The sequence below is a fragment of the Streptomyces qinglanensis genome, from assembly GCF_900111245.1.
GTDB lineage: Bacteria > Actinomycetota > Actinomycetes > Streptomycetales > Streptomycetaceae > Streptomyces > Streptomyces qinglanensis.
The window spans coordinates 226,508-248,178 of sequence record NZ_FOGO01000007.1; the positions used below are offsets into that span (position 1 = coordinate 226,508).

General features: G+C 69.5%; 22 protein-coding genes and 1 tRNA gene. 6 read left to right on the top strand and 17 right to left on the bottom strand.

Annotation, left to right across the window (positions count from 1 at the left end):
• Positions 1-154 precede the first annotated feature (154 nt).
• The 3 genes from BMX65_RS16870 to BMX65_RS32905 form a co-directional block, all read right to left on the bottom strand.
• Complete coding sequence (locus BMX65_RS16870) at positions 155-601, bottom strand: GIY-YIG nuclease family protein (RefSeq protein WP_162637686.1); 447 nt, start codon at positions 599-601, stop codon at positions 155-157.
• A 306-nt stretch (positions 602-907) separates the two neighbouring features.
• Positions 908-1,375, bottom strand: a complete 468-nt coding sequence (locus BMX65_RS16880; protein WP_075001122.1) for a DUF6221 family protein — start codon at positions 1,373-1,375, stop codon at positions 908-910.
• On the bottom strand, positions 1,372-1,530 hold the full coding sequence (locus tag BMX65_RS32905; protein WP_162637685.1) for a hypothetical protein: 159 nt from the start codon (positions 1,528-1,530) through the stop codon (positions 1,372-1,374). Before BMX65_RS32905 ends, BMX65_RS16880 begins: the two co-directional genes overlap by 4 nt.
• Positions 1,531-2,080: 550 nt before the next feature.
• Here BMX65_RS32905 and BMX65_RS32910 point away from each other — a divergent pair.
• The 4 genes from BMX65_RS32910 to BMX65_RS16905 are packed head-to-tail and all read left to right on the top strand — an operon-like array spanning position 2,081 to position 4,206.
• Positions 2,081-2,587 (top strand): hypothetical protein, encoded by a 507-nt coding sequence (locus tag BMX65_RS32910; protein WP_075001123.1) that lies wholly within the window; start codon positions 2,081-2,083, stop codon positions 2,585-2,587.
• A 41-nt stretch (positions 2,588-2,628) separates the two neighbouring features.
• Positions 2,629-2,967 (top strand): hypothetical protein, encoded by a 339-nt coding sequence (locus tag BMX65_RS16895; RefSeq protein WP_075001124.1) that lies wholly within the window; start codon positions 2,629-2,631, stop codon positions 2,965-2,967.
• A 55-nt stretch (positions 2,968-3,022) separates the two neighbouring features.
• Positions 3,023-3,448: a helix-turn-helix domain-containing protein gene (locus BMX65_RS16900; protein WP_079171934.1), complete on the top strand. Its 426-nt coding sequence runs from the start codon at positions 3,023-3,025 to the stop codon at positions 3,446-3,448.
• A 5-nt stretch (positions 3,449-3,453) separates the two neighbouring features.
• Positions 3,454-4,206: a MucR family transcriptional regulator gene (locus tag BMX65_RS16905; protein WP_075001125.1), complete on the top strand. Its 753-nt coding sequence runs from the start codon at positions 3,454-3,456 to the stop codon at positions 4,204-4,206.
• A gap of 309 nt (positions 4,207-4,515) precedes the next feature.
• Here the strand turns inward: BMX65_RS16905 and BMX65_RS32480 are convergent, their stop codons facing one another.
• From BMX65_RS32480 to BMX65_RS32915, 3 genes are all read right to left on the bottom strand, one after another.
• Positions 4,516-4,761 carry a hypothetical protein gene (locus BMX65_RS32480; protein WP_143081855.1) on the bottom strand — a complete coding sequence of 82 codons (246 nt, stop codon included), beginning with the start codon at positions 4,759-4,761 and terminating at the stop codon, positions 4,516-4,518.
• A gap of 251 nt (positions 4,762-5,012) precedes the next feature.
• Positions 5,013-6,671 (bottom strand): TROVE domain-containing protein, encoded by a 1,659-nt coding sequence (locus BMX65_RS16915; protein WP_075001127.1) that lies wholly within the window; start codon positions 6,669-6,671, stop codon positions 5,013-5,015.
• A 109-nt stretch (positions 6,672-6,780) separates the two neighbouring features.
• Positions 6,781-6,850 (bottom strand) — tRNA-Ser (locus BMX65_RS32915).
• A gap of 782 nt (positions 6,851-7,632) precedes the next feature.
• Between BMX65_RS32915 and BMX65_RS16920 the strand changes: the two genes are divergently transcribed.
• Together BMX65_RS16920 and BMX65_RS16925 are read left to right on the top strand one after the other, a co-directional pair.
• Positions 7,633-8,031 carry a hypothetical protein gene (locus BMX65_RS16920; RefSeq protein WP_075001128.1) on the top strand — a complete coding sequence of 133 codons (399 nt, stop codon included), beginning with the start codon at positions 7,633-7,635 and terminating at the stop codon, positions 8,029-8,031.
• Positions 8,028-8,456, top strand: coding sequence for a hypothetical protein (locus BMX65_RS16925; RefSeq protein WP_075001129.1), 429 nt, complete (start codon positions 8,028-8,030; stop codon positions 8,454-8,456). The genes BMX65_RS16920 and BMX65_RS16925 overlap by 4 nt, the downstream gene beginning before the upstream one ends.
• A gap of 286 nt (positions 8,457-8,742) precedes the next feature.
• Here BMX65_RS16925 and BMX65_RS16930 read toward each other — a convergent pair whose 3' ends face one another.
• The 11 genes from BMX65_RS16930 to BMX65_RS16980 form a co-directional block, all read right to left on the bottom strand.
• Positions 8,743-9,414 carry a collagen-like domain-containing protein gene (locus BMX65_RS16930; protein ID WP_075001130.1) on the bottom strand — a complete coding sequence of 224 codons (672 nt, stop codon included), beginning with the start codon at positions 9,412-9,414 and terminating at the stop codon, positions 8,743-8,745.
• Positions 9,411-9,758 (bottom strand): hypothetical protein, encoded by a 348-nt coding sequence (locus BMX65_RS16935; RefSeq protein ID WP_075001131.1) that lies wholly within the window; start codon positions 9,756-9,758, stop codon positions 9,411-9,413. The genes BMX65_RS16930 and BMX65_RS16935 overlap by 4 nt, the downstream gene beginning before the upstream one ends.
• A gap of 13 nt (positions 9,759-9,771) precedes the next feature.
• Complete coding sequence (locus BMX65_RS16940) at positions 9,772-10,119, bottom strand: hypothetical protein (protein ID WP_075001132.1); 348 nt, start codon at positions 10,117-10,119, stop codon at positions 9,772-9,774.
• Between the two features lie 45 nt (positions 10,120-10,164).
• Positions 10,165-10,704, bottom strand: a complete 540-nt coding sequence (locus tag BMX65_RS16945) for a 3'-5' exoribonuclease domain-containing protein (protein WP_075001133.1) — start codon at positions 10,702-10,704, stop codon at positions 10,165-10,167.
• Positions 10,701-11,600 (bottom strand): glycoside hydrolase family 25 protein, encoded by a 900-nt coding sequence (locus BMX65_RS16950; protein ID WP_075001134.1) that lies wholly within the window; start codon positions 11,598-11,600, stop codon positions 10,701-10,703. The genes BMX65_RS16945 and BMX65_RS16950 overlap by 4 nt, the downstream gene beginning before the upstream one ends.
• A 10-nt stretch (positions 11,601-11,610) precedes the next feature.
• Positions 11,611-12,063, bottom strand: a complete 453-nt coding sequence (locus BMX65_RS16955) for a hypothetical protein (RefSeq protein ID WP_075001135.1) — start codon at positions 12,061-12,063, stop codon at positions 11,611-11,613.
• Positions 12,064-12,125: 62 nt separating this feature from the next.
• A complete protein-coding gene (locus tag BMX65_RS16960; protein WP_075001136.1) occupies positions 12,126-12,737 on the bottom strand; it encodes a hypothetical protein in 612 nt (203 codons plus the stop codon).
• 8 nt (positions 12,738-12,745) lie between these two features.
• Positions 12,746-13,345 (bottom strand): hypothetical protein, encoded by a 600-nt coding sequence (locus tag BMX65_RS16965; protein ID WP_075001137.1) that lies wholly within the window; start codon positions 13,343-13,345, stop codon positions 12,746-12,748.
• Positions 13,342-14,439, bottom strand: a complete 1,098-nt coding sequence (locus BMX65_RS16970; RefSeq protein WP_075001138.1) for a DUF5047 domain-containing protein — start codon at positions 14,437-14,439, stop codon at positions 13,342-13,344. The genes BMX65_RS16965 and BMX65_RS16970 overlap by 4 nt, the downstream gene beginning before the upstream one ends.
• A gap of 1 nt (position 14,440) precedes the next feature.
• Positions 14,441-16,681 (bottom strand): hypothetical protein, encoded by a 2,241-nt coding sequence (locus BMX65_RS16975; protein ID WP_075001139.1) that lies wholly within the window; start codon positions 16,679-16,681, stop codon positions 14,441-14,443.
• A 1-nt stretch (position 16,682) separates the two neighbouring features.
• Positions 16,683-21,668 (bottom strand): aggregation-promoting factor C-terminal-like domain-containing protein, encoded by a 4,986-nt coding sequence (locus BMX65_RS16980; RefSeq protein ID WP_075001140.1) that lies wholly within the window; start codon positions 21,666-21,668, stop codon positions 16,683-16,685.
• Positions 21,669-21,671: the final 3 nt, after the last annotated feature.

A 21,671-nucleotide genomic window follows, 5' to 3' on the forward strand; every position in this document is an offset into this window, starting at 1 on the left:
GTCCATCACCAATCGCACGACAGCGATCAGCACTGCCCAGCAGTTCCAGTCCACACCCGTCCGGTCCTCGTCCATGGCTACCTCCTCGTAGGTGGACGAGGACCGTAGGTCGGACGGCGAGCCGCGTGCGGCGGGTTACCCACAGGTCAGCGCGCTAGTCATACCGCCCTTGCCTCCGTCCGAGCGCCGCTCTCTCCTCGGGGGTGAGGTAGGCGTCGCGCAGTTGGGCGCGCCACGTGAACCACTCCAGCCGGTACGCCGGCCGCACTGCAGGCAACTGGTAGGCGATCCGGGCTCCCCACGGCTGAGGAGGAACGCCCGACGGAAGCACAGGACCGAGCGGCTCGCCCTCGGCGTCGAAGCCGAACCCACTCTTGTTGTACAGCGGGTTCTCGGCCTGGATGGCACTCAGCTCGGCTTCCTCCGCCTCCGGCCGGGTGCCGTACCAGGTGAGGTGCTTATCGGTGACTTCTGGCCACCAGAGCATTTCCTTGCGGTGATCCTTCCACCGCTGTTTCGGAGCCCAGGTCACGCCGACGTACAGCAAGGTGCCTTCGGCGTCATACAGGCGGTACACGGCTGTCGCCCGGGTGTCATCCACGCGCGGAGCATGGCACGAGGCACTGACAGTGGAGCGGGCCGCCGCCGTCAGACCAGCTCCGTAGACTGGCGGGCATGGTGGGGGACGATGTCGGACGTTCGTGTGCGTGTGGTGATGCGGAGGCGTCGGCGAACGCCGCGATCCGCCGGTTCGTGGCTGGGCGCACGGTGTGGACTCCGGAGGCGCTCGCCGAACTTGATCAGCTTTGGGCTGCGTGGCGGGCCGCGCAGCGCAGCAGCAGGGGTCCGCACCGGCACGCAGCGCAGGGCTAGCGACGCGCCCGCAGGAGCGCCACCAAGCGACACCTCATGGCCGCCACTCCTCGCGGTAGTCGGGGTGGTCCGCGTAGGGCAGCGCGAGCGCTTGGAGGGCCGCGCGTAGAGAGTTCATCGCGCCGGTCATGAGGTCGTGCGGCGGCGTGCCGGGCTCTGCGGCCGCGAGAGTACGGGCCGCATCCTCGTAGTACCTCACGACCCGCCGCTTCGCCTCGATGTCGGCGAGGACCCGGGCCGGGTCGTGGCGAGCGATGTGATCGATGCGGTTCTGTGCGTCGCCCTCATCCATGCCTTCGATACTGACTACGACCGGGAAGGCGGAAGACTCGGGATCGGCAATGACAGCTACCCGGTCAGGGTCCGCCCAGAGCTGCACGTACCACCGGGGGCGTGGCTCTCGGTTCAGCTCCACCCATTTCTCCGGCTCAGCGGCTGCCCGCGCCAGTCGCTCGTCCTCGTCGAGCCGGGCCCGTAGGAACGCCACCAGGTCGCCGGTCACAGCAGCATGTCCAGGTAGAAGTAGAAGAGGTGCCCGCACGGCAGGAAGTCGATCAGCATGGTGCCGTGCAACGTCTGCTCCCCGTTGATCCGCTCCGGGGCCACGTCGCACGTCGGGCAGTGCGGCAGAGGCGGGTAGTCGGGTTGCTGGAACATCCCGTCCACGATGCTTCTCTCGCGGTTCCGGAGGGCCGTCCGCAAGTTCGCTACCTGTGCCGGGAGCAACAGCTCCCGATTCGCCAGCTTGCCCACTCTGCTTCTCCTCTACGGATCCGGCCCCGCTGCGCTGTAGCGGGGCCGTCCGTCCACATGCAGCCAGCATGATGGATGTGATGCACCCAGTGTGACAGGGCCGGGTGACAAGCGGCGGGGGCTCGGGATGCGGTGCGGACCCCCGGCGGTTCGTGAACGTGCGAAAGCCTCCGCCTGTGTGGCGGAGGCTTGACGCTAGCCCCGCAGTGGCGGGGAGCAGGCGCCGGGCACTGTGCGAGAACCGACGCGCACCACGCCTGCGCGTGCAGGTAGGCAACCGCAGCCGCTCAAGGAGTAAAGGGAGCTGCATGCCTCACACAGGCGGTGACTCGCTGAGTATGACACAGGCAGAGGAGAGTCACGAAGACCCCTTGCGCCTTCCAGATTTGGAAGCTACTGTGGTTGTCATGAGGTCAGGGGAACAGCCCCAGACCCCGCCGGAAGGAACCGGTCGATGAACACCACCGCCGCCGCCATCGAGGCCAACGTCACCGTCGCCACCATCCGCACCTGGTGCCGCTACGGAGCCATCAACGCCGTCAAGCAGGCCGGCCGCTGGATCATCGACACCGCCTCCCTCGCCGCCCGCATCGCCATCGGCGCCCTCAAGCGACCCGCCCGCACAGTCGAGTTCACCATCGACACCATGACCGCCATCGGCGGCAACCGCTGGCAGAAGAACGGCCACGACCGCGTCTACATCAACAACTGGGCGCACTTCGCGGGCATCGAGACCAGCCACTACAACACCGGCAACATCTCCTCCGCCAGCTACCAGGGCGCAGGCATCTCCAACAGCCAGGCGAGCAAGCTCCTCGGCTGCATCGACAAGGTGTGGTTCGACGCCGCCACCGGCAAGATCCACGCCCGCTTCGGCTGGAGCGAGTCCCGCGTCGCCGACCGCGACGAGGTCTTCGCCGCCGTCGTCTCCGGCATCCGCGACGCCATCGCCGCCCTCTGAACCACCAGCACACACATCCGAACCGAGCAAAGGGGACAGCTATGACCACCACCACCGACTACGGCACCTGGTGCAACCACGGCGACCGCTACAACGTGAGCGTCGAGGCCAGCATCCTGGACGCCATCAACGGCGGCGACAGCGACTGGCAGCAGCGCATGGAGACGTCCGGCGCACTCGACCGCATCGCCTCCGACTACCGGAAGGCCATCGACAACGTCCTCCCCGAGGGCATCTCCATCGCTGGGAACGAGTTCATCGGCCTGCACCACACCGACCCCGACTACACCGAGGAGATCGGTGACTTCGACATCGCCGGGGCGATCGAGGACATCGACCTGTTCGCCATCATCGAGCGCCACGACGTCGACAACGCCTGACAGCATCACTCACAGCCCCCGGCCGCCCGGTCGGGGGCCTCACCTTGGAGGCACTGTGCCCGACTACACCGATCCGCCCGGCATGCCGGAGGACGAGCGTATGGCCCCGGCCGAGTTGCGGGTCGTCCGCGAGTGGCTCGGCTTCACCCCCGAATGGCTCGCCCAGCACCTCGGCGTCAGCGCCCGCACCGTCCGCCACTGGGAGGCAGGGAAGTACGCCGTCCCCGGCGGCGTCCGGCTGGAGATCGAGGACCTGGAGGAGCGGACCGGCGAGTTCGTGTCCGTCTTGATCGGCAAGCTGATGGACATGCCCGAGCCCGGGGTGGTCACCTACCGGGACGACGCCGAGTACCACGCCGCTCACCCCGAGATCCCGTTCCCCGCCTCCTGGCACCGGGCTGTCATCGCCCGCGTCGCCCAGGAGGTGCCCGGCCTGTCCATCGCCTACGCCGACGCCGTCGAAGCGCAGGCGATGGCTTGAGGCCCGTGCCGCGCGGGACGCAGCCCGAGGACGCCGCAGGGCGCTTGCAGTGCCTCGAATGCGGCCGGTGGTACCGCAGGCTCGACATGCACCTCCACCGCGGCGAGGACATGACTCCGGACGACTACCGCGAACGGCACGGCCTGGCCGCCGGCCACCCGCTCGTGAGCCCGGAGTTGAGTGACAGGTGGCGGGAGCAGGCCCGCGCCCGGCACGCTCGCGGTGAACTCGCCTCCATCGCCCAGCGGCAGAGCCCCGAGGAGCGCCGCGCTGCCGGGCGCTCCGGGAACACCCGCCACGTAGCCACCGCGCCCCGGCCCGAGGTTCGGGCCATCCACCGGGCCACCATCGTCAAGGGCCGCAGCCAGGCCCACGCGAACAAACGGGCAGCCCTCGAGGCACTGGCCCGCGGCCTCGGCCATTCCGGGTGGGAGAGCTTCATCCGTGACACCGCTCAGCTCAGCCTCCACGAGGTCGGGCGCAGGGCGGGGCGGGACCCCAGAACGATCGCGTACTGGCGTAGGAAGATCCTCGGCGACGGGTGGGTCACGGCTGGTGCACGGCTCCAGCCCAGGCGAGCCGCCGCCTTCGCCCGGCTCGACGCCGAATTCGCCGCCCGCGGCTGGGGCGACCTGGCCGCGGCCCGCAGAGCAGTAGGAAGGCGCGGTCTGAAAGGGGTCGCCGCGGAGGTGGGGAGCACGCCCAGCACGCTGCTGGCCTGGGAGGAGCACCGCCGGCCGGGGCAGGGGTCGGGTTGACCCGAGATGCGCCGAGGCTCGCCGTGCCGCAGGGTGGGTGTATGGCTCCGGTGGTGGTGCATGCTCCGGACGCGGAGGGTGGCGTCGAGGTGCTTGTCCGCGGCCTCCTCCATGGCTGCGAGGACGGCGAGCGTCGCAGTTGGCGGGGGTGGCGTCCGGCTGACGCGGGACAAGGTCGGTCACCGGGCGGGCTCCTCATTCAGCGCGGGCCTCGCCCTGTTCGTTGAGGGTCCGCAGAAGGCCGTCGTGCCTCTCGGTGAGGCGCTCAACCTCTGGATGGTCTCTCGGCCGCTCATCCCGTCCACTCCTTCACCGGTTCGGTTCCTTTGCCCCGTAGGGATTTGTCACAGCGGGGGCCAGCTTGGCGCGGATGCGGGCGAGCGCGGCGCGCACCTCTGCCGCGTTCTCGTCGTCACGGTCTTGCCATTCAGCCTCAAGGGCGACGCACTCCCAGTGGACGTCCCTCAGGGTACGGAGGGCTAGCAGGGGAGCACCCGCATTAGCTTGCGCTGCTGCCTGCTTGAGGCGCTGGTAGGCGGGTGATTCGTCGGGCATCGGCGGTCTCCTTGTCGGATCTCATCATGTACAGACGACGCAACTCGCGGGTCCTGCCGCGCGGCAAAGCCCCGCACGGCGGCGGGGCTTGGTGGCGGCCTGCGGTCAAGAAGTAGGGGTCGCGGCGGGGCACTCGACGTGGTGCTCGTCGGTGACCCACTTGATCGACGGTGAAGCCGCCCGTCGAGGAGTCATCGCACATGACGAAACGCCCCGCCGCCCGAAGGCAGCGGGGCTCAGCGCTGTGAGGCTCAGGCGTGAACCCACGGCCACGCGGCGGCCCGCCCCGACTCCAACAGCGGGATCATCCGGAACGCCTGATCCGTGAGCCCGCCAAACGTGTGCCGGCCCCTCCCACCCGACTGCGCATGCCCCACCCGGTAGCCAGCCAGATTCCACGTGTACATCGGCACCGACGACGGAACAGCCCGCATCACGTCGTCCGCGTCATGCCCCGCCTGCTCGTCCGTAACGATCACAACCCTGTCGTGACCGGTGAACTCCTGACGGAGAGCCGCCGCTGTGTCGGTACCGCCCCCAAGGAACCAGCCACCGCCCTTCCACCGCTGCACCGCCCGCAGCAGCGACTCACCCCTCTGCGCAGGGAACGCCTTCGTCCTCGCCCCCGGGCGGTCGTTCGTGTAGTAACGGGCCGACGAGAACGACACGACATCCGCTCGCGCGCACCGCTGCCCCAACGCGATACCGAACAGGGCCGCAGCATCCCACCGCATCAGGCTGCCGTCCCGCGAGAACGGCTCGTTCATCGATGACGAGGTGTCGACCAGGACCAGGGTGCGCCCTGCGAGCTGCGGGATGTTCGCGAGTGACGCGGACAGCGCCTTCTCCAGTGCGTAGCCCCAGCGCAGCGACGGCGCCGCGTTGTACGCCGAGTAGAACCGCATCGGCAACTGACGTGAGCGTGCCACCTGCTCCGGGTCCGCGAGCTTCGCCGCGACCTGCTCCGCCGCCGCGTCGGACACGCCGGCCTCGTCGAAGTTGCGGAGGTTCCTGAGCAGCGCCATGTAGCCCATGGACGGGATGACCGCCTCCCACGCCTGCTTGTCCATCGGCCCCTGGAGCCAGCCGGCCAGCGCCTCCCACGTCATGCCAGCCTGCTGAAGGAGGTCGCCGTGGTTGGCGAGCACGTCCCTGCGCTGGTCAACTGGTGTGTACGTGAGCCGTTCACGCGCGAGCAGCATGGGGAGCCTGGCGGGGATCTCCTCGTCGCGCTTCATCCTGCGGTCGAGGGCGTGCTTGAACAGGTCGCCCTGCCACGCCTTGTTATCCGCCGGGCTGGGGTGGACGAGGTTGAGGACGTCGCCGAACCGGTACCCCTTGGATTCGGTGTCGTACTTGAGAAGGCTCCGCTCGTTGTACAGCCGCTGCACGGCGTCCGCGACCCCTCGCTTGATGGGCTTGGGCAGGCGTCGGCCGTAGCGGCTGGCCCAGTAGCCGAGCATTTCGCCGGGCTCGTCGGCGCGCTGGAGGACGGAGTCGATGACGCGCCGGTTCCAGCCTCCGCCGCTGGCCGATGCCGTCACCGTGTCGGGCGCCAGGTCACCGGCGGCCGTGGCGTCGAGGCGGGCCTTGACGAACTCGGCGGCGCCGACCAGCGCGGCGGTGCGCATGTTGGCGTCGCTGCGGAGCCAGCCCAGCAGTTCGACGCACCAGGCTGGGTCTTCGACGGCGAGCTGCCGTATGAGCTGGGTGTAGCGGTCGTCGCGCTGTCCGCCAGTCTCGTAGAACGTGTCCTGGCCGACCATGTTGGCGACGGCGAGGAGGAACAGCTCGGACTTGGTGTCGCGGAGGTAGCCGTGGCTGCCCTCGGCGGTGAGCGCACGCTCCCCGGTCGATGTCACGGGCGAGCTGGCAGACGGGCGGGCTGTGCGGGTGTTGAAGCGGGCCACAAGAAGCCCCCTCTCTGAGAGGGGAAGCCCAGCAGTGGGGGTGCCCGAGGTCAGAGTCGGTGACGGAAACGTAGCGTCCTAGGCCGCTGGACGACACCAGCCATACGACTGGCGGCGGGATTCGAACCCGCGTTGCTCTCTTGAGAGGAGAAGTATCCGTCTCCTGCGCACCGGGCGCCCCCGGATGCTGTGCCTCCCGAGATCAAAGACGGCGGCGGCGCATTCACCCAAAGAAGTAGCCGCAGCCTGCGCACCGGGAGGTGCAAATCTGAAGTTGTGGGCCCAGAGATCGAAGTCGGTGTCGGAGACGTGGTGCTCTACCTGTTGAGCTACGGACGCCGTGGCGTCCGACGGGACTCGAACCCGCAACCGCCCCATTAACAGTGGAAGTATCCGATGCCTGCGCACCTGGGCTGGTATCCAATATAGCCCAACTGTTCGCCAGCCTGGCCAAATTCTTCCGGGGCCCGGGGCAGCGGTGCTTCCCGCCAAGTCCCGCAGCTCGACTCTTACTCGGCGGAGTAGATCTCCGGCATCGGATGTTCCACACCCTCGCGCCACATGTGTCGCCGGGCGTTGTACTCCGCGTCAGCCTTGAAGGGGTCGCCGCCACGAGAGTGAGCTCCGCACGGGCAGCGCCAGTGAAAGAGTCTCCACTGGGCAGGGTCAGTGGAGGTGGTACCCGCCTGGGGATCCCTCTTCAGCGCACGTCGGATCCACCCGGCCATACTGCCCACCCGCTCCCCGGTTGTGCCGTGACGGACCCAGAGCCGTCGCGCTCCATCCGTCGAAGGCGAGACCCGCGATCTTGCATGTTATCGGGGGTGAGGCAGCGTCAACCGAGTGTGCGCCCAGCGGTGTTCGACTCAACCTGCATCACATCGAGCCACGTCACACATCTTGTGCGACGCGAATCCATATGATGCACTGGCTTCCATCACATCCTGTCGAAGGTGGGGGCATGTCTGATCTTGCAGGTATCCACAAGCAGTGCACCGCCGAGGGCGGCCTCACACGCGTCACGCTCGGCGCGCTCCGCGAGGAGCTGGGCTACCGGAAGTTGGGTTCCGGTGTCCTCACCGAGATCGCCGACGAACTCGCCGAGACCGACCTCGGCTACTTCCCCCGGGAGACGCTCGACTCGCGCTGCAACACCGTGCCGCGCAAGGAGCAGGGGGTGTGGGTGTACGTGCGGGACGGTTCCACCCGCGCCGCCGTCCTGGATGCGGTGCTGGACCCGGGGCGAGTCAACGTGCGCCGCATCCTCGACGGTCTCGCGGAGGGCAACCTCGGTGCCCTGTCGCCACAGGAGAGGCTCGACCGCATCAGCGCCATCGTCAACGCCAAGGAGGACGCATGATCAGCAAGACGGGCCGCTACTGGTCCACCGGCATCACCGTCACATGGTCTGCGCGGGCCCACGTCATCAACGGGGAACGCCAGGAGATTCACTCCGGCTGGATGGCCTCGCTCGACTTCCTGGACGACGGCTTCCTGTCCGACTCTCCCGCAGAGGGTTCCATCTCTACGCAGGGCAGCTTGCGCACGCGCTACTTCGTTTGCGAGGAGAAGGGAGTAGACGCCCTCACGGGCGCCATCGACTCGCTGATCGACGATGCCAAGCGGCTGGGCATCGACTTTCGCATCGGGGACGGCAAGGCGATGCTCTACTACCGGGGCGACGGCGAGGACTCCAACTACCCAGCACCCGAGGGCTGGCGCCAGATGCTTCGTGAGCAGGATGACCGAATCGGCTGGGACACCTACACCACCGAGACCGTCTGACGACACCGCCCCGGTAGGTCTAGTACCGGGGCGGCTACCCGCATCGTAGCCGCACACGACGAAGCGCCCCGCCGCCCGTAATGGGCGGCGGGGCGTTGTCATGCCGCCTCGTCCGGCGGCGGGGGTGCGGGTTCGAGGAACGGGTTCGTGGACGGCGGCGGTGGCGGCTCCGGTGACGGTTCGGGCGGCGGCTCCACCCACCCCATGTCCACCTGGCTACCGAGGTCGGCGCCTCCCGGATCCGGAGCCGGCGTCGGCCCCGGCGACTGCAACGGCATGCTGCCTCCTACGGATACGTGCGGCGGCTCGGGTCGAGCGCCGCAGCTTGCGGTTTCGGCTCATCCGGCCCCGACCCTCCCCCGCCAGACGGCGCACAGCTATACGAGGTGGAACCGCCAGAGGTAGGGGTGCAGGTGTAGGTGACGCCGTTGTACGTCCACGTCCAGGACGACGGCGCCGGACCCGTCGGCCCCCGCTCGCCCTGCGGGCCCTGCTCCCCACGCGGTCCTGCCGCACCGGGTTCGCCCCGCGACCCCTGCGGTCCGGGCTCTCCCTGGGCGCCTTCCTGCCCGGTCTCGCCCTGCTCCCCCTGCGGGCCTTCCTCTCCCGCCTCGCCGCCCTTGCCGTCAGAGCCGTTGTTGCCGTCGGCTCCGGTCTTGCCGGGCGGCCCGGGACTACCGCGGTCCCCCTCGGGCCCCTGGGGCCCGCGCGGGCCGACCTGCCCGGCGTCGCCGGCGTCTCCGCGACTACCGGGCGGCCCGGCGACAGGCTTCTCCCCCAACTGCTGTACCTGCTCGGCGAGCGCGTCCCGCGCGTCGTTGGCGTCGCGGAGTTCCCCGGCGAGACGCTGCATGGTGAGCACGACCCACACGAACGCAGCCAACGCCATGACGACCGCAGCGGCGAACAGAACGTCGCTGCGGCGGCGCCTCTTGCCGGGATGGTGGTGGGTGCTCACGTGCCCGCCCCCCTTGCTGCCAGGTAGGTCTGGAGTAGCAGCAGCGCGATCGGTGCGATGAGTGCGGTGAACACGAGTCGCCTGTCGGCTCGGCGGCGGTCGTCCGCTGTTCGCCGGTCGGCGTCAGCTTGGCGTGCGTCGGCGTCGCGGGCTTCTTCGATGGCGCGGACGCGTTCGCTCATGCGCCGCAGGTCGTCGTCTCTGGCCCGGTGCTCGTAGTCGTATCGCTCGATGGACACTTTGCTGTCGAGCCGGGAGCCGAGCTCGCGGACGTCTTCCTTGAGGTCTTGGTGTACGGCTTCGAGTCGTCGCACCACCTCCCCAAGCGTCGGCTCGTCCGACATGACGGCCCCCTGGTCAGGCTCCGGCGGCTGGTGCGTTCGGCTTGGACGGCGTCACCTGTCCGCGGGCCAGCAGGGCGAGGCCGGCAAGTATGAGGCCGTTGACGGCGCCGATCGACTCGGGGGACACCTCGAAGCCGAACGCGGCGACCAGTGCGGCGACGGCGGCGACGAGGCCGGTGAACGCCTGCGGGGCAATGGGCCGGGTGACGGCAGCGGCCACTGCGGCGAACACGGCGGATACGGCGGCGACGATGGCGCCGGCTTGCGCGGTGGTGAGGCCGAACTGGAAGGTGACCAGCAGGCTGAGGGCGGCGGACACGGTGTTGATGACGAGCGCTGGCTCGCGGCCGAAGACTCTCACGGCAGGATCCGTTCTGACGAAGAAATGGGCTGATCGGCTTCCGGTTCAGGCCCGTTGCGCGAGCCAGCGCCGGATGATCTGGTTGTGGCGGGCGTCGGCGAGCGCGTTGTGCTCGCCGCTCTCCTGCTGGGGCAGCTCGTCCCAGGCGATCCCGAGGCGGCGGGCTTCCTGCTGGATGTCGTTGGTGAACATCGGCACACCGTCGGGCAGGGCCATCATCGTGCCCCAGAGCTGGGCGAGGCACACGTGGTCGTAGGCGCCGTAGTTCGCCCACAGCTCCACGTCCTCCGTGGCCTGGATGAACGCGGCCACCTCGTCCGCGATCGTGGCCCGAGACTTGACCCTCGGGTCGCCGTAGTGGAACAGCCAGCGCTTCGACATGCTGTTCCGCAGATCTCCGTGCCCCTTGGGCAGGTGCGGGACGACGTTCTCCATGAGCCACTGATGCCTGCGGATCTTCCGCACAGGCATGTCCCTGTTGGCGGCGTAGTACTCGCGGCCGTCGTCGCACACCATGCCGATGGAGATCAGCTCGATGGTGCGGCCGTCCTCCAGGAACTCCAGGTCGTAATCGATACCGGTCACGGCTGGCCCTTCGCGAGCGCGTCCGCCAGCCTGTCCAGGGCGGCCTGCGCCCCGGCGTCGGCAGCGGCCTGGACCTCGGCGGCCGTCAGTCCGCCCCCCTCCGCGAGCTTCGCGAGGACGGCGTCCCGGGCCGCGCCCTTCGCGGCCAGCTCGGCGACCGCGCTCTCCAGCCCCTTCACCCGGCCCCGGGTCTCCCGTGCGACTTCGCCGACGTGGATGAGCACCGACTTGGGCTTCCACGTCGGGTTCGTTTCGCTGCCCCAGGGCACGGTCATCTCGCCGTCCAGCTCCCAGGCGCCCTCGTACAGCTCCTTCTGAGTGGGCATGTCGTCCTCCGGTGTGCTGCCGCTGCCGCTGGTCGCCCACGCCTTCATGGCTGCGCGGTCGGCGAAGCGGGCGAGGTTGGTGTCGATCGGAGTGCTCGTGTACTGGTGGATGAGCCACGGGGCTTGGATGCTCGGCGAGCCGGCGTGGCCGTTGTACTGGGCGATCCACAGCCCGTCCCCCGCGAACGAGGACTTGTCGCGGTTCTTCCAGTAGTCGACGTTGCAGTAGAGCAGGACCCGGTGTCCCGGGGCCTTGCCCTGCACGTACTTGATCCACGCGTCCTTGTCCGCGCTTGAGACCCCGGGGTCTTCCCAGTCGAGGACGAGGATGTCCCCGGCCCGCAGGTTGATCTTCGAGAGGAAGTAATCCGCCTGCGCCTTCATCGAGCCGGGCCGAACGAAGTGGTAGAAGCCGGTGACCAGTCCGGCGTCCCGGCCGGTCTGCCGCTGTGCCACCCACTTCGGGTTCGTGTACGACGTCCCCTCGGTGATCTTGATGATGGCGAAGTCCAGCCCCCGCGTGCCGTACCGCTCGGGCTGGTACGACGAGACGTCGATTCCTTTGATCATCACGGGCCTCTCAGTAGTCCCACGTCATCGCGACGAACTGCCCGTGGATGACCGCCACGGGCTCGTGGTGGTCGTGCCACACCCGGATCGCGACCGGCTGCCCCGCGCGGCCCTTGAACGACCACGAGGCGAGATGGAACTCCCGCCCCGGCGTGTCGTCGGCGTCGGTGGAGCCGGTGGAATCCCACTGCCCGTAGGGGTCGCGGCAGAACTGCTCCAGGAACTGCCGCGGCCGGACATCCCCGTCCGGCACGGTGATCGAGTCCCAGTGGATGAACCGGAACCAGATGAAGTCCCCGTCGCGCGGGGGCTGAATGAGCGCCGAGTCGGGGTCTGCCACGGATCCGGTGCCCTGGTACAGGCCCGCGGTGTCCTTGAGCACCCGGTCGAATCGCACCGTGGTCCAGGTCTGCGGCTGGATGAGCTGATCAGTGTCCGTGTACAGCTTGCACATGGTGGCCATAGGCCCTCCTGGCATGAAAAAGGCCCCGACCATGCGGGGCTGCAGGGAAACGGGGGACGGGGTCAGAGGGAGGCGAAGCAGCCGTTCAGGCTGACCCACGGCGGGTTCTCGGACGTGCTGCCGATGCCGATGAGGACCAGGGTGCCGTCGCTGTTGATGTCGAGCTTCACGCTGGAGAGCGTGGTGTCGATTACGGAACAGGCGCAGGAGATGGTCCGCTTGGTGGCCGGCCGAGCGTTGACGGGCAGCGTCGTGGCGTTGATCTGGCTGCTGTTGGGCGGGGTGCCGCTGCTGTAGGTGATGCCGACCCCGCCCCGGAACATGAGGCTGGTCTCACCGAACAGGTTGACCAGCCGGTATTGCGCCGTGCCGTTGCTGTTGCCGTCGTGCGCATAGCCGGAGGCCAGGGAGATGGTGGTCCACTGCTGGGAGCCGGCCGCCAGCACCACCCATGCGGTGCCGTCGTAGCCCGTGAACAACATCTCGGTGTCGAGCCACGCGACCATCCCAGCGACTGGCGACGTGATGGTGGCGTTGCGTTCGGCAGCCGTTGAATACCGCATCATCGACCGCGGGGTGAGGGCGTCGGCCAGGCCCTTCGTCCCCGCCCGCAGGTCCGGCTTGTCGGAGTTCTCCAGCCAGGGCACGCCCTGACCGTAGTCGTCGGTGGGCACAGGGCCTCCTAGATGGTCCAGTAGGTGATGCCGTCGAGCGCGATCCAGGAGGGCTGATTCGTCGTCTCGTAGATCCGCAGAATGCCCGCGTCGGTGATCTCCGCCCGGACGACCGCGGGGTTGATGCTGGAGTCCCGGGCCACCCCGAAACCGACCTCCACACCGGCCGGCGGGCGGATCGCGGTAGGGATCGTGGCGATCGTGGAGCCGTTGGCGATGGTTCCGGAGGACGGGCCGACCCGGCCGCGGAACGTCACCTGCCTGCCCTGTACCAGGTAGGCGGGGCTGTAGCCGTGGCCTGGCCACTGGTAGCCGGATGCGAGCGTGAGGCTGGTCCAGCCCGCCCCGGTGCTCTCCAGCCGGCCGAACGCCATCCAGTTGCCGGAGCTGGAGCGGGTGACGACGATGACGTCCCCGGTCTGCGGGGCCGGGTAGCTGGGCAGGCGGCGGGCGCGGATCTCGTCGCAGTCGACGGTGCCGTCGGTGTTGACGGTGGTGACGGTGGCGAGTCGCCAGTCGGCGCCACGCACGACGGGCGCCGTCTGGCCGGCCTCGACCGCGGCGCCGCGGATGGCGGCGGCGAGCTGCTGGGGGCTGATCCCGGTCACGAGTCCTCCCGTCCACCGATGCAGGCCAGCGTGAAGTCGCCGCCCACCAGGTCGAGGCTGAAGCTCTCGACTTGCAAGAGGTCGCGGTCGCCGGAGGCGTAGGTGACGCGGAGGACGTCGCCCGGCTCCAGGCACGGGTTCGGCACGCTGGACAGGTCTGCGGTGGCGTTCGGCTTCAGGCTGTCGCGCAACAGCTTGTTGGCTGCGGCCTGGGCGAGGGTCGTCGTCGTCAACGTCGCCGACGAGTAGAACGTCGGCACCCTGCCGAACGACCCGTACACGTAGGTGGGGCTGGTCGGGTCCTCGTCGGCGGCCGTCGCGGTCACCGGCGGCGTGTCCTCCTCGGTGTTCTCCCCACGGGCGACGACCCAGTTGTACATGCCGTCCCGGTTGTATCCGCGGCTGGCGGAGACGAGCGCGCCCCGCTCCCCCGCATCCACCTGCCACGAGATCGGCGCGACCAGCATGTCCGGCAGCTCCGCGATGACGAACTGCCCATCGGCGTCGGCGTAGCACTCGGCGCCGATGGCGGTGGCGCACTCCTGCACGGCCGCCCACCGGTCGCCCTCCGCGTCCCACGTGCGCACCCCGATGACCTGATCGACCGCGTAGCTGGTGACGACGGCGCCGGGGATGGCGTCCTGGATGAGGCCGCGGATGGCGGTCACCGCGGTGACACCGCCGCGGGTCGAGTAGGCGGACACGAACTTGTCGTCGGCGACGACCGCCTCGAGACCCGAGGCTCTGATGTCGACGGGCCCGTAGTCGGGGTCGCCGTCCACGGCATCCACGCGCCCGTAGAAGACGGGCACCGTCTCGATGGTGCCGTTGCCGTAGCGGATGCCCCGCTCGATACGCAGCCTGGCCCCGTAGATGGCGAGCTGCTCGCTTGGGGTTCTGGGGATGAGGCTGGTGTCGGGCACGGTGACGGTGGCGGTGCGGCGCACAGCCTGCGACCTGTCCACCGTCACCGAGCCGGCGGTGTGCTCCAGCTCCACAACGGTGCCGTCCGCCTTGTGGAGCTGGACGACGGTGACGGGGGTGTGGGCCTCCACCAGCGTCGGCAGGAACCGGCCGGACGGAGGCGGATACACGTCACGACCTCCTGTCGACAGTGAGGTCGAAAACGGTCTCGTACCGGTCGAGGACGTCGTAGCCACTGTCGTACTCGAGGACCACGTCGTACACGGTCCAGGTGGCGCTACCGACCTGGCCGCCGGTGGGCATGTCCACCTCGGTCAGCGGCAGCGTCCACTCCCGCCACTCCTCGCGGGCATACGTCACGATCCGCGGGTACTGCACCTCGCCGACGACCACGTACACATCGGGTTCGCCCATGCCGGGCGCACACCGCCACAACAGAACGTTCCCGGTCGACAGGAGGAACCGCAGCGCGTCCCGCTCCTGGTCGGTGCGCGTCCAGCACACGAGGCTGCCCTCGCGGGACTGCCGCACATCCGACAGCACCACCGGCGTCGCCCGGCCACGCACCCGGTACACGGTCTGCTCGATCGCCTGCTGCCACTCCGGCGCCTGCCGCACCGCCACCCGCAGACCCACACCCGGCCGGGCAGGATCCGTCAACCAGGCGTAGTTCGGGTCGCCCGCAGTGAGCGTCACGGTGTCCGTGATCTTGTGGCTGTGGGCGCTGTCGTCGACCGCCACCGTCTCGATCACGTAGTACACCGGCACACCCAGCGGTGCCTCATAGTCCTCGATGACGAGGCTGTCGGCCGGGATCGAGTAGCCGTCGTACAGCCCCTCCGGGCCGCGCACCAGTGTGCGGCCACCGTCCGGCGTGACCCGCCACACCGTCATCAGCTGGCCGACGGTCAGCTCCCGCAGGATGAGCTGCACCATCGCCTGCTCGTCGAACGCAGCCACTTCCTCCCGCGGCAGGGTCTCCCACAGGGCCGGCCGGTCGAGCTGCATGACCGAGCTCGACGACGTCGCGGTGAGCGTGACCTCCAACTGGCCCTGGGTGGCGCCGGCCGGGGCTATCGCGTCATCGACGAGGAGCCACCAGCCGGGCGTCGGCGCATCGAAAGTGATCGCCGTAGAGCTGGACAGGTAGGTGTCGGTGTCGGTGTACCAGCGGACGGCGATAGCGATCTGCCACCCACCCGCGCCCACCTTGAACCAGGTCTCGGCGCGCCAGTTGTCGCCCGCCGTCACACCGGGGTAGATGCCGGACCGCAGGACACTCCCCGCCGCCGTAGCCGACGACACGGTGAGCGCGTAGTAGTCGAAAACGTGCTCCGCACCCCAGGGGCTGCTGCGGGCGATGGTGGCCGGCCCGGAGGCCACGGTCCACGATCCGACGCCCTCCTCGAAATCCCAGTCCGCCCAGGGCAGCAGGTTGCCGGTGCGGATCGCCGGGTTCGGCACCGCGCCCACCGCGCCGATGAACGCGCCCTCAGTCCGCACCACCTCACCGGCGCCGGCCCCGGTGATGCCGACCGCCAGACTGGCGGCGACCGCGCCCGCTGGGGCTATCCCGGAGGTGATCTGCCGGTACATGCCTGTACCCGGCGGCGCCAGCGTCGACCGGTGCGCCTCCAGTACGGTGTCCGTCTCGTCGTAGAACCGCAGCTCCACCCACGTCGCCGACCCGGTGGTGGCGGGCCCCAGGTAGGCGAACGCCACATACTCCGTCCCCACCGTCACGGGGGGTCGTTCCACGCACTCGCCGCTCGCATCACCCGCCGCTGTGGCGGTCACCGCGACCTGCTCGCCGCCCGCGTTGTAGAACGTCGACGACCAGCTCGACACGGGTGCGATCCGGGAAACGGTGGCGTTCGTCTCCGCCGCCCACGCTGATGCGTCGACCTCCCCGCCCGCCTCGGCGTTGAAGCTGAGGAGGTTGCCGGGGTAGCGGATTGGCAGGCCGAGGTAGACGTTCTCCCAGTAGTGCACCACCCCCGCCCCGGCAACGGTCGATGACAGCAGCACCTGCGCTCGCACGGCGCCCGACGGGGCGACCCCGGCCACCGACACGCGATGCCAGCTCGCCGAAGCAGCGGCCGTCGTCAGCGACCACGTCACCGAGAGTTCGGCGCCCGCCGCGTCCAGCCAGCGGATACCAATCCGCTCCGGCTGAGCCGACGATGACGCGTCCGCGAACGTCCAGTACAGGGCGCCCGCATCCACCGGCACCGACGAGAACGTGCGCGCCTGCATCTCCCCGGACGCCGCCGAGGTGAGCTTCAGGCAGCCGTCACCATTCCGCCCACCCGACGCCAGCGACAGCGAGCAGTTCGCCTTCGCCGCCCAGCCGGACGTGTTCGGATCCACCATCTCCGTCGTCGCCGACAGAAGGTTCCCCGGGATCGCCATGTCACCTCCCCGCCCGCGCACCCAGCGCCGTCAAAACCTCGCCATTCGACCGCCGCACCTCAGCCCGCGCGATATCCGTGATCTCCCGATCACCGACGTACACGGTCACCGAGAGGTCGCCGAGTGCGGGCTCGTCGGTGCCACGTGCTGCAGCCCCCGTCAGTACCTCCCACTGCCTGCCAGTCAGTACCGGCTCGGGCCGGCCTGTTCCGTTCGCGACGAGGTTGAGGCCGGGCTGGAGCAGACCACCGTCGTCGTACCAGTGCGGCGACCTTGACTGCCACCTCGCCCAGGCCCTCGCCGGGGTGCCGTAGTCGTAGCGCTTCTTGATGTAGCCCATGCCCCACTTGATCTGTGTGGCCGGGTTGGTGCGCCAGTCCGCGCCAGCCGACCGCATTTTGGAAGCCGGGAGCGCCTGCGGAATCCCGTAGGCGCCTGAGCTGGGGTTTTTCGCGTTCCAGCGCCACCCGGACTCACGGGTCCACAACTTCTTGAGCGGCGGCCACTGCTTTTGCGACCAGCCGAACTCACCCAACATCTGGCGAGCCGTGGCCTGCGCGGCCTTCGCCGACTTGCCGCCGCCACCACCGATGGCAGGCTTGAACCCGTACCAGTTCTTCCCGAACATCGGGCTGTTGTAGCCGCGGGCCCGGGAGCCGACGACGACGCCGTCGCCACCGCGCGACTCCACGTTCGTCCCGGCCAAGGTGCCCGCCGTGTGCCCCTTGCCCTTGTTCGTGATGCCGATCTGGTACGGGCTGCGCTTGTGGTACTCCCACCCAGCCGGAGCTCTCTTCCCGGAGAAGGAGAACGTGGACCACAGGCGCCCCTTGGGCTTCTTGCCCTGGATGACCTTCTGGATGCTGCTGAGGAACCCCGAGCAGTCGAAGCTCGGGTTGCCCGCGCCGCCCCACTGGTAGGGCTTCCCTGCCTGCGAGCGCGCCCACTTCAGCGCACGGGCGACGCCCTGCCCGCCCAGCTCCGAGGTCTCCGACCCCTTGATGGCGGACAGCGCCTCGGTGAGAAGTCCAGAGGGGACGGCCTTGGCTAGCGAGCCCCAGCCCTTGGTGCCGCCGGGCACCTTGTTGATCAGGGATCGGATGGGCTTGGCCGCCGCCGACGCGGCCTTGTACACGCCGCCCAGGGCCGCGTCCTTCAGCTTGCCCAGCCCCTTGGAGACGGACCCGGCGACCGCACGAGCACCCCCGGCGAGCCGCTCGCCCGCCCCCTTGAACCAGTCGACGGCACCGCCGAACGCGTATCCGGGCACACCGCCTGCTGCGGGAGCCGGACCGCTCTGGCCCGCTCCCCCGCGGGCCGCAGCCCGGAGCCCCTCGACGGCACCGTGGCCGCCTGCGCCCTGCACTTCCTTCGCGGTCCACACGTGCTCGCCGCGGGACAGCCGTGCGGGGATGCTGTCGGACGTCGCCGTACCCGGCCCGTACACGGGCCCGCCGGTGGCGAACTTGAAGAAGGGCAGCTTCTTGATCGGCAGGACCTTCGCGGCGGTGTTCCAGAGGCCGCGCACGCCCTTGTTGTAGACGAGATCGATCACCCATTTGATCGGCTTCCGCGTCAGCGACTTGATCTTCGCCCAGGACTTTCCCAGCGCATCCTTCGCCTTCCGGAAGCTGTCCGCCACCCTCGACACCGCGGACTTGATCGCGTTGAAGGCGGGCCGGATGCCCTTCTCCCAGGCGACGCGGATCGCCGTCCGGATGCCCGACCACACGGGCTTGATGACGTTCTTCCACAGCCACTTGAAGACGCTCGCCATCGTGCGGATCGCCGACTTCACGAAGCCGAAGTAGCGCTTGACGACGTTCTGCCACCACCAGGAGATGACCTTCCCGATGCCGCGGAACACCGGCGACAAGACGTTCCGCCACAGCCACGTCGCGACCTTCGCCACCAGCCGGAACGCGCCCCGCACCAGCCCGAAGTAGCGGCGCACGATGTTCTGCCACCACCAGGTGACCACCACGGCGATCCCGTGGAACACCGGGCTGAGGACGTTGTGCCACAGCCACACGGCGATCTTCGCGACCCAGCGGATCGCGACAACCAAAGCGTTGAACACCGGCTTCAGCACCACGTTCCACGCCCACAAGGCCGCGGTCTTGATGCCCTCCCACGCCGCCTGCACCGCGGTCCGGAACCAGCCCCAGCGCTTGTAGGCGTAGATGACGATCGCGACGAGCGCGATGATCCCCAGAATGATCAACGTGATCGGGTTGGCTTGCATGACCGCGTTGAAGATGACCATGCCGATCGTCCACAGCCGTGTCACGATCAGCGCCAGGTACATGCCCTGGATCAGCCACGGCAGGGTCGTCGCGATCGACGCAATCCCCCGCGCCAGCGCACCCAGCACGTCCAGGACCGGGCCCTGCAGCGGGATCAGCGCCCGCGACACGTCGAGAAACGCCCGCCCCAGGTCACCCAGAGTGGAAGCGAGCTTGGGGCCCATGCGGGCCGCGTAGTCCAGGAACCGCTCGAACTCCGGGCTCCCCTTCAGACCGGTGCCCCAGTTCGCGAACCTGCCGGTAGCCGACTCCATCCGCTTGGCGATCGAATCGATGTGCGGCAGGAACGCTTGGATGATCCCGGCCATGCCCTTGAAGATCCGGCCGAAGCTGACACCGAGGCTGACGACCGCAGGCTCGACACTGCCCTGCACGTCCCTCTTGAAGCTCTTCCACCACGGACTCTTGAAGCCGGCCGACACCCGGTCCTGCAACGTCTTGATGCCGCGGGCCGCCGCCAATACCAGCGGCGTCAACCCCGGCAAGGAGTTCTTCATGCCGTTCAGGGCCCGCGTGAACAGCGGCATCACAGCCGGCTGCAGGCTCCGCGACCAGGCCGAGAAAGCCTTCCGCAGCGACACGAACGCGTTGAACGTGCCCCGCGTCGCCGGCGTCATCTTCGCCAGCGCAGCCCGGTACTTCGCCTGCGCGGCGGCAGCCTGATCCGCGCCACCCGCCGCCGACAGCTCAGCCGACCGGATCTGCCGCTGCGCACTCGACACCGCATCCGCAGCCGACTGCTGCGCCACCGCCACATTCCGGGTGGCCTCACCCACCCGCTCCTGCGCGGCAGCCACATCCCGCGCCGCCTGCGTCTGCGCGCGGGCCGCCTCCACCTGCGCATCCCGCACCGCACGCGACCGGTCGGCCACCTGCTGCTGCGCCGACGCCAACCGCTGCTGAGCCGACCGCACCGTGTCGCTACCCGAGACCCCGGCCTTGTTCGCCGCCGCGGTCTCCGCCTTCAGCCGCTTCGTCTCGACCGTCTGGTCCTTGAGGCGCTGCACCGCCTGGTCGTAGGCGAGCTGCGCACGAGCACGATCCAGCTCGCTGGACCCCGCATCCTTCATCGTGCGGGCCAGCGAAACCTGCGCCTCCCGCACACTCAGCACCGCATCCCGCTGAGAGAGCTGTGCCCCAGCGAGCCGGGCGTTCAGATCCTCCAGCTCGCGGGCGGCCTCACGGCGGGCATCCGTCAGATCCTGCTGTGCCTGCCGGGCATCACGCTGAGCCGACGACAATGCCCGCTCCGCGTCCTGCACCGCCCGGGCAGCAGCCTCCTGCCGCTGCGCCGCGGTCGCCGCCGCCTCCGCGGCAGCCTGCCGGGCCTGACGCACCTGCCGCTGGGCCTGCGCGATCTGCCGGGCCCCGTTCCGCTCCGCCGCCGCCAGCGCTTGCTGGGCGCTCGCCTGGGTCAGGGCATGCCGGGCCGCCTGCGCAGACGCCTGACCGCCGGACGCGGTCGCCCGCGACGCCGCCTCCTGCGCCGCCTTCTGCGCCTGCAGCGCACCGGCAATTTCCCGGACTGCGGGGACCGCGACCGCGGCCAGAGCACCCACACCGGCCGCCGCGACGGTAGCCGCCGCAGTGACCGCGCCGAGGCCCGCCGCCAGGGCAGGCACCGCGGGCAGGACAGCGACGCCACCCACGGCGATCGACAACTGAATGAGGGCCCGCACCGCGGCGGACGTGTCCACCCGCACCCGCGCCGTCTGGCCGTCGAGCCGGTTCACCATGGCCTGCACGGCGGCGAGCTGCGTCGCGGCAGCAGCCGCGTCCACCCGCACCGCCACATCCGCGTCCGAGGCGGAAAGCCGCTCCAGTCGCCCCTGCAGTTCGGTGATCTTCGCCTGGGCGGTGGCCGCGTCGATATCGATGCCGACCCGCACATCCCGCAGCGCCGTCAACTGGGCCCGCAGGCTGGCGATCTCACCCTGTGCGGGGGTGGTGTCCGCCCCGATGTTGATGTTGGGGAGGGACGATTCTGCCTGCTGCACCGCGGCACGCAACCGCTGCCCGAACGTTCCGTCCGTCTCCAGGCGGATTGTGGTGCGATCCGCATGGAGACGGTCCAGCTCGGCACGCACCTCGGCGAGCTGCGCCCGCGCCGCGGCCGTGTCGGCCCGCACCGTCGGATTGGGGTGGGCGGCACCCAGCCGCCGCAGTTGATCCTCCAGCTCTGTGATTTCGGTGCGGGCCTCGCCCGTGTCGATGTCGACGCCGATGCGCTTGCCCGCGAGGGTCTCCATGCGGGCGCGCAGGGCCTGCAGGTCGGAGTCCGCCTCGGAGGTGTCTGCGCCGACGGTGACGTCGGGCAGCGACCGGAACGCGGCCTCGATGCGGGCGCGGGCGCTCCTCGCGAACGCCCCGCCCGCCTGCTCGCCCTGCTTCGCCGCCGCCGGGCGGGCAGTCCGCCCGCCCTGGGTGACCCCGTCCCGCAGCGCACCGCGGATCTCGGCGGTGATGCGGGCGGCGATCTGCGCGCCGATCTGCTGCCCGATCTGCAGGCCGACCTGACCCACCTCGGACTGCATCGCCGGCCCGAAGCTACGGCCGGCCGCCTTACCCGCATCCTCTCCGGCCTTCGTCGCTGCGGGCACCAGTGCCGACTTGAGGTGGTTGTAGATCCCCTTGGTGTTGGGGATGACATCGACCTCGACGGATCCGACGGAGATGGCCACAGG

Excerpts from the sequence above, each read along its gene's own strand:
- BMX65_RS16920 (WP_075001128.1), top strand. The coding sequence starts at position 7,633 with ATGTCTGATCTTGCAGGTATCCACAAGCAGTGCACCGCCGAGGGCGGC.
- BMX65_RS16925 (WP_075001129.1), top strand. The coding sequence starts at position 8,028 with ATGATCAGCAAGACGGGCCGCTACTGGTCCACCGGCATCACCGTCACA.
- BMX65_RS16895 (WP_075001124.1), top strand. The coding sequence starts at position 2,629 with ATGACCACCACCACCGACTACGGCACCTGGTGCAACCACGGCGACCGC.
- BMX65_RS32905 (WP_162637685.1), bottom strand. The coding sequence starts at position 1,530 with ATGTTCCAGCAACCCGACTACCCGCCTCTGCCGCACTGCCCGACGTGC.
- BMX65_RS32480 (WP_143081855.1), bottom strand. The coding sequence starts at position 4,761 with ATGCCCGACGAATCACCCGCCTACCAGCGCCTCAAGCAGGCAGCAGCG.
- BMX65_RS16975 (WP_075001139.1), bottom strand. The coding sequence starts at position 16,681 with ATGGCGATCCCGGGGAACCTTCTGTCGGCGACGACGGAGATGGTGGAT.
- BMX65_RS16950 (WP_075001134.1), bottom strand. The coding sequence starts at position 11,600 with ATGATCAAAGGAATCGACGTCTCGTCGTACCAGCCCGAGCGGTACGGC.
- BMX65_RS16955 (WP_075001135.1), bottom strand. The coding sequence starts at position 12,063 with ATGGCCACCATGTGCAAGCTGTACACGGACACTGATCAGCTCATCCAG.
- BMX65_RS32910 (WP_075001123.1), top strand. The coding sequence starts at position 2,081 with ATGAACACCACCGCCGCCGCCATCGAGGCCAACGTCACCGTCGCCACC.
- BMX65_RS16935 (WP_075001131.1), bottom strand. The coding sequence starts at position 9,758 with ATGTCGGACGAGCCGACGCTTGGGGAGGTGGTGCGACGACTCGAAGCC.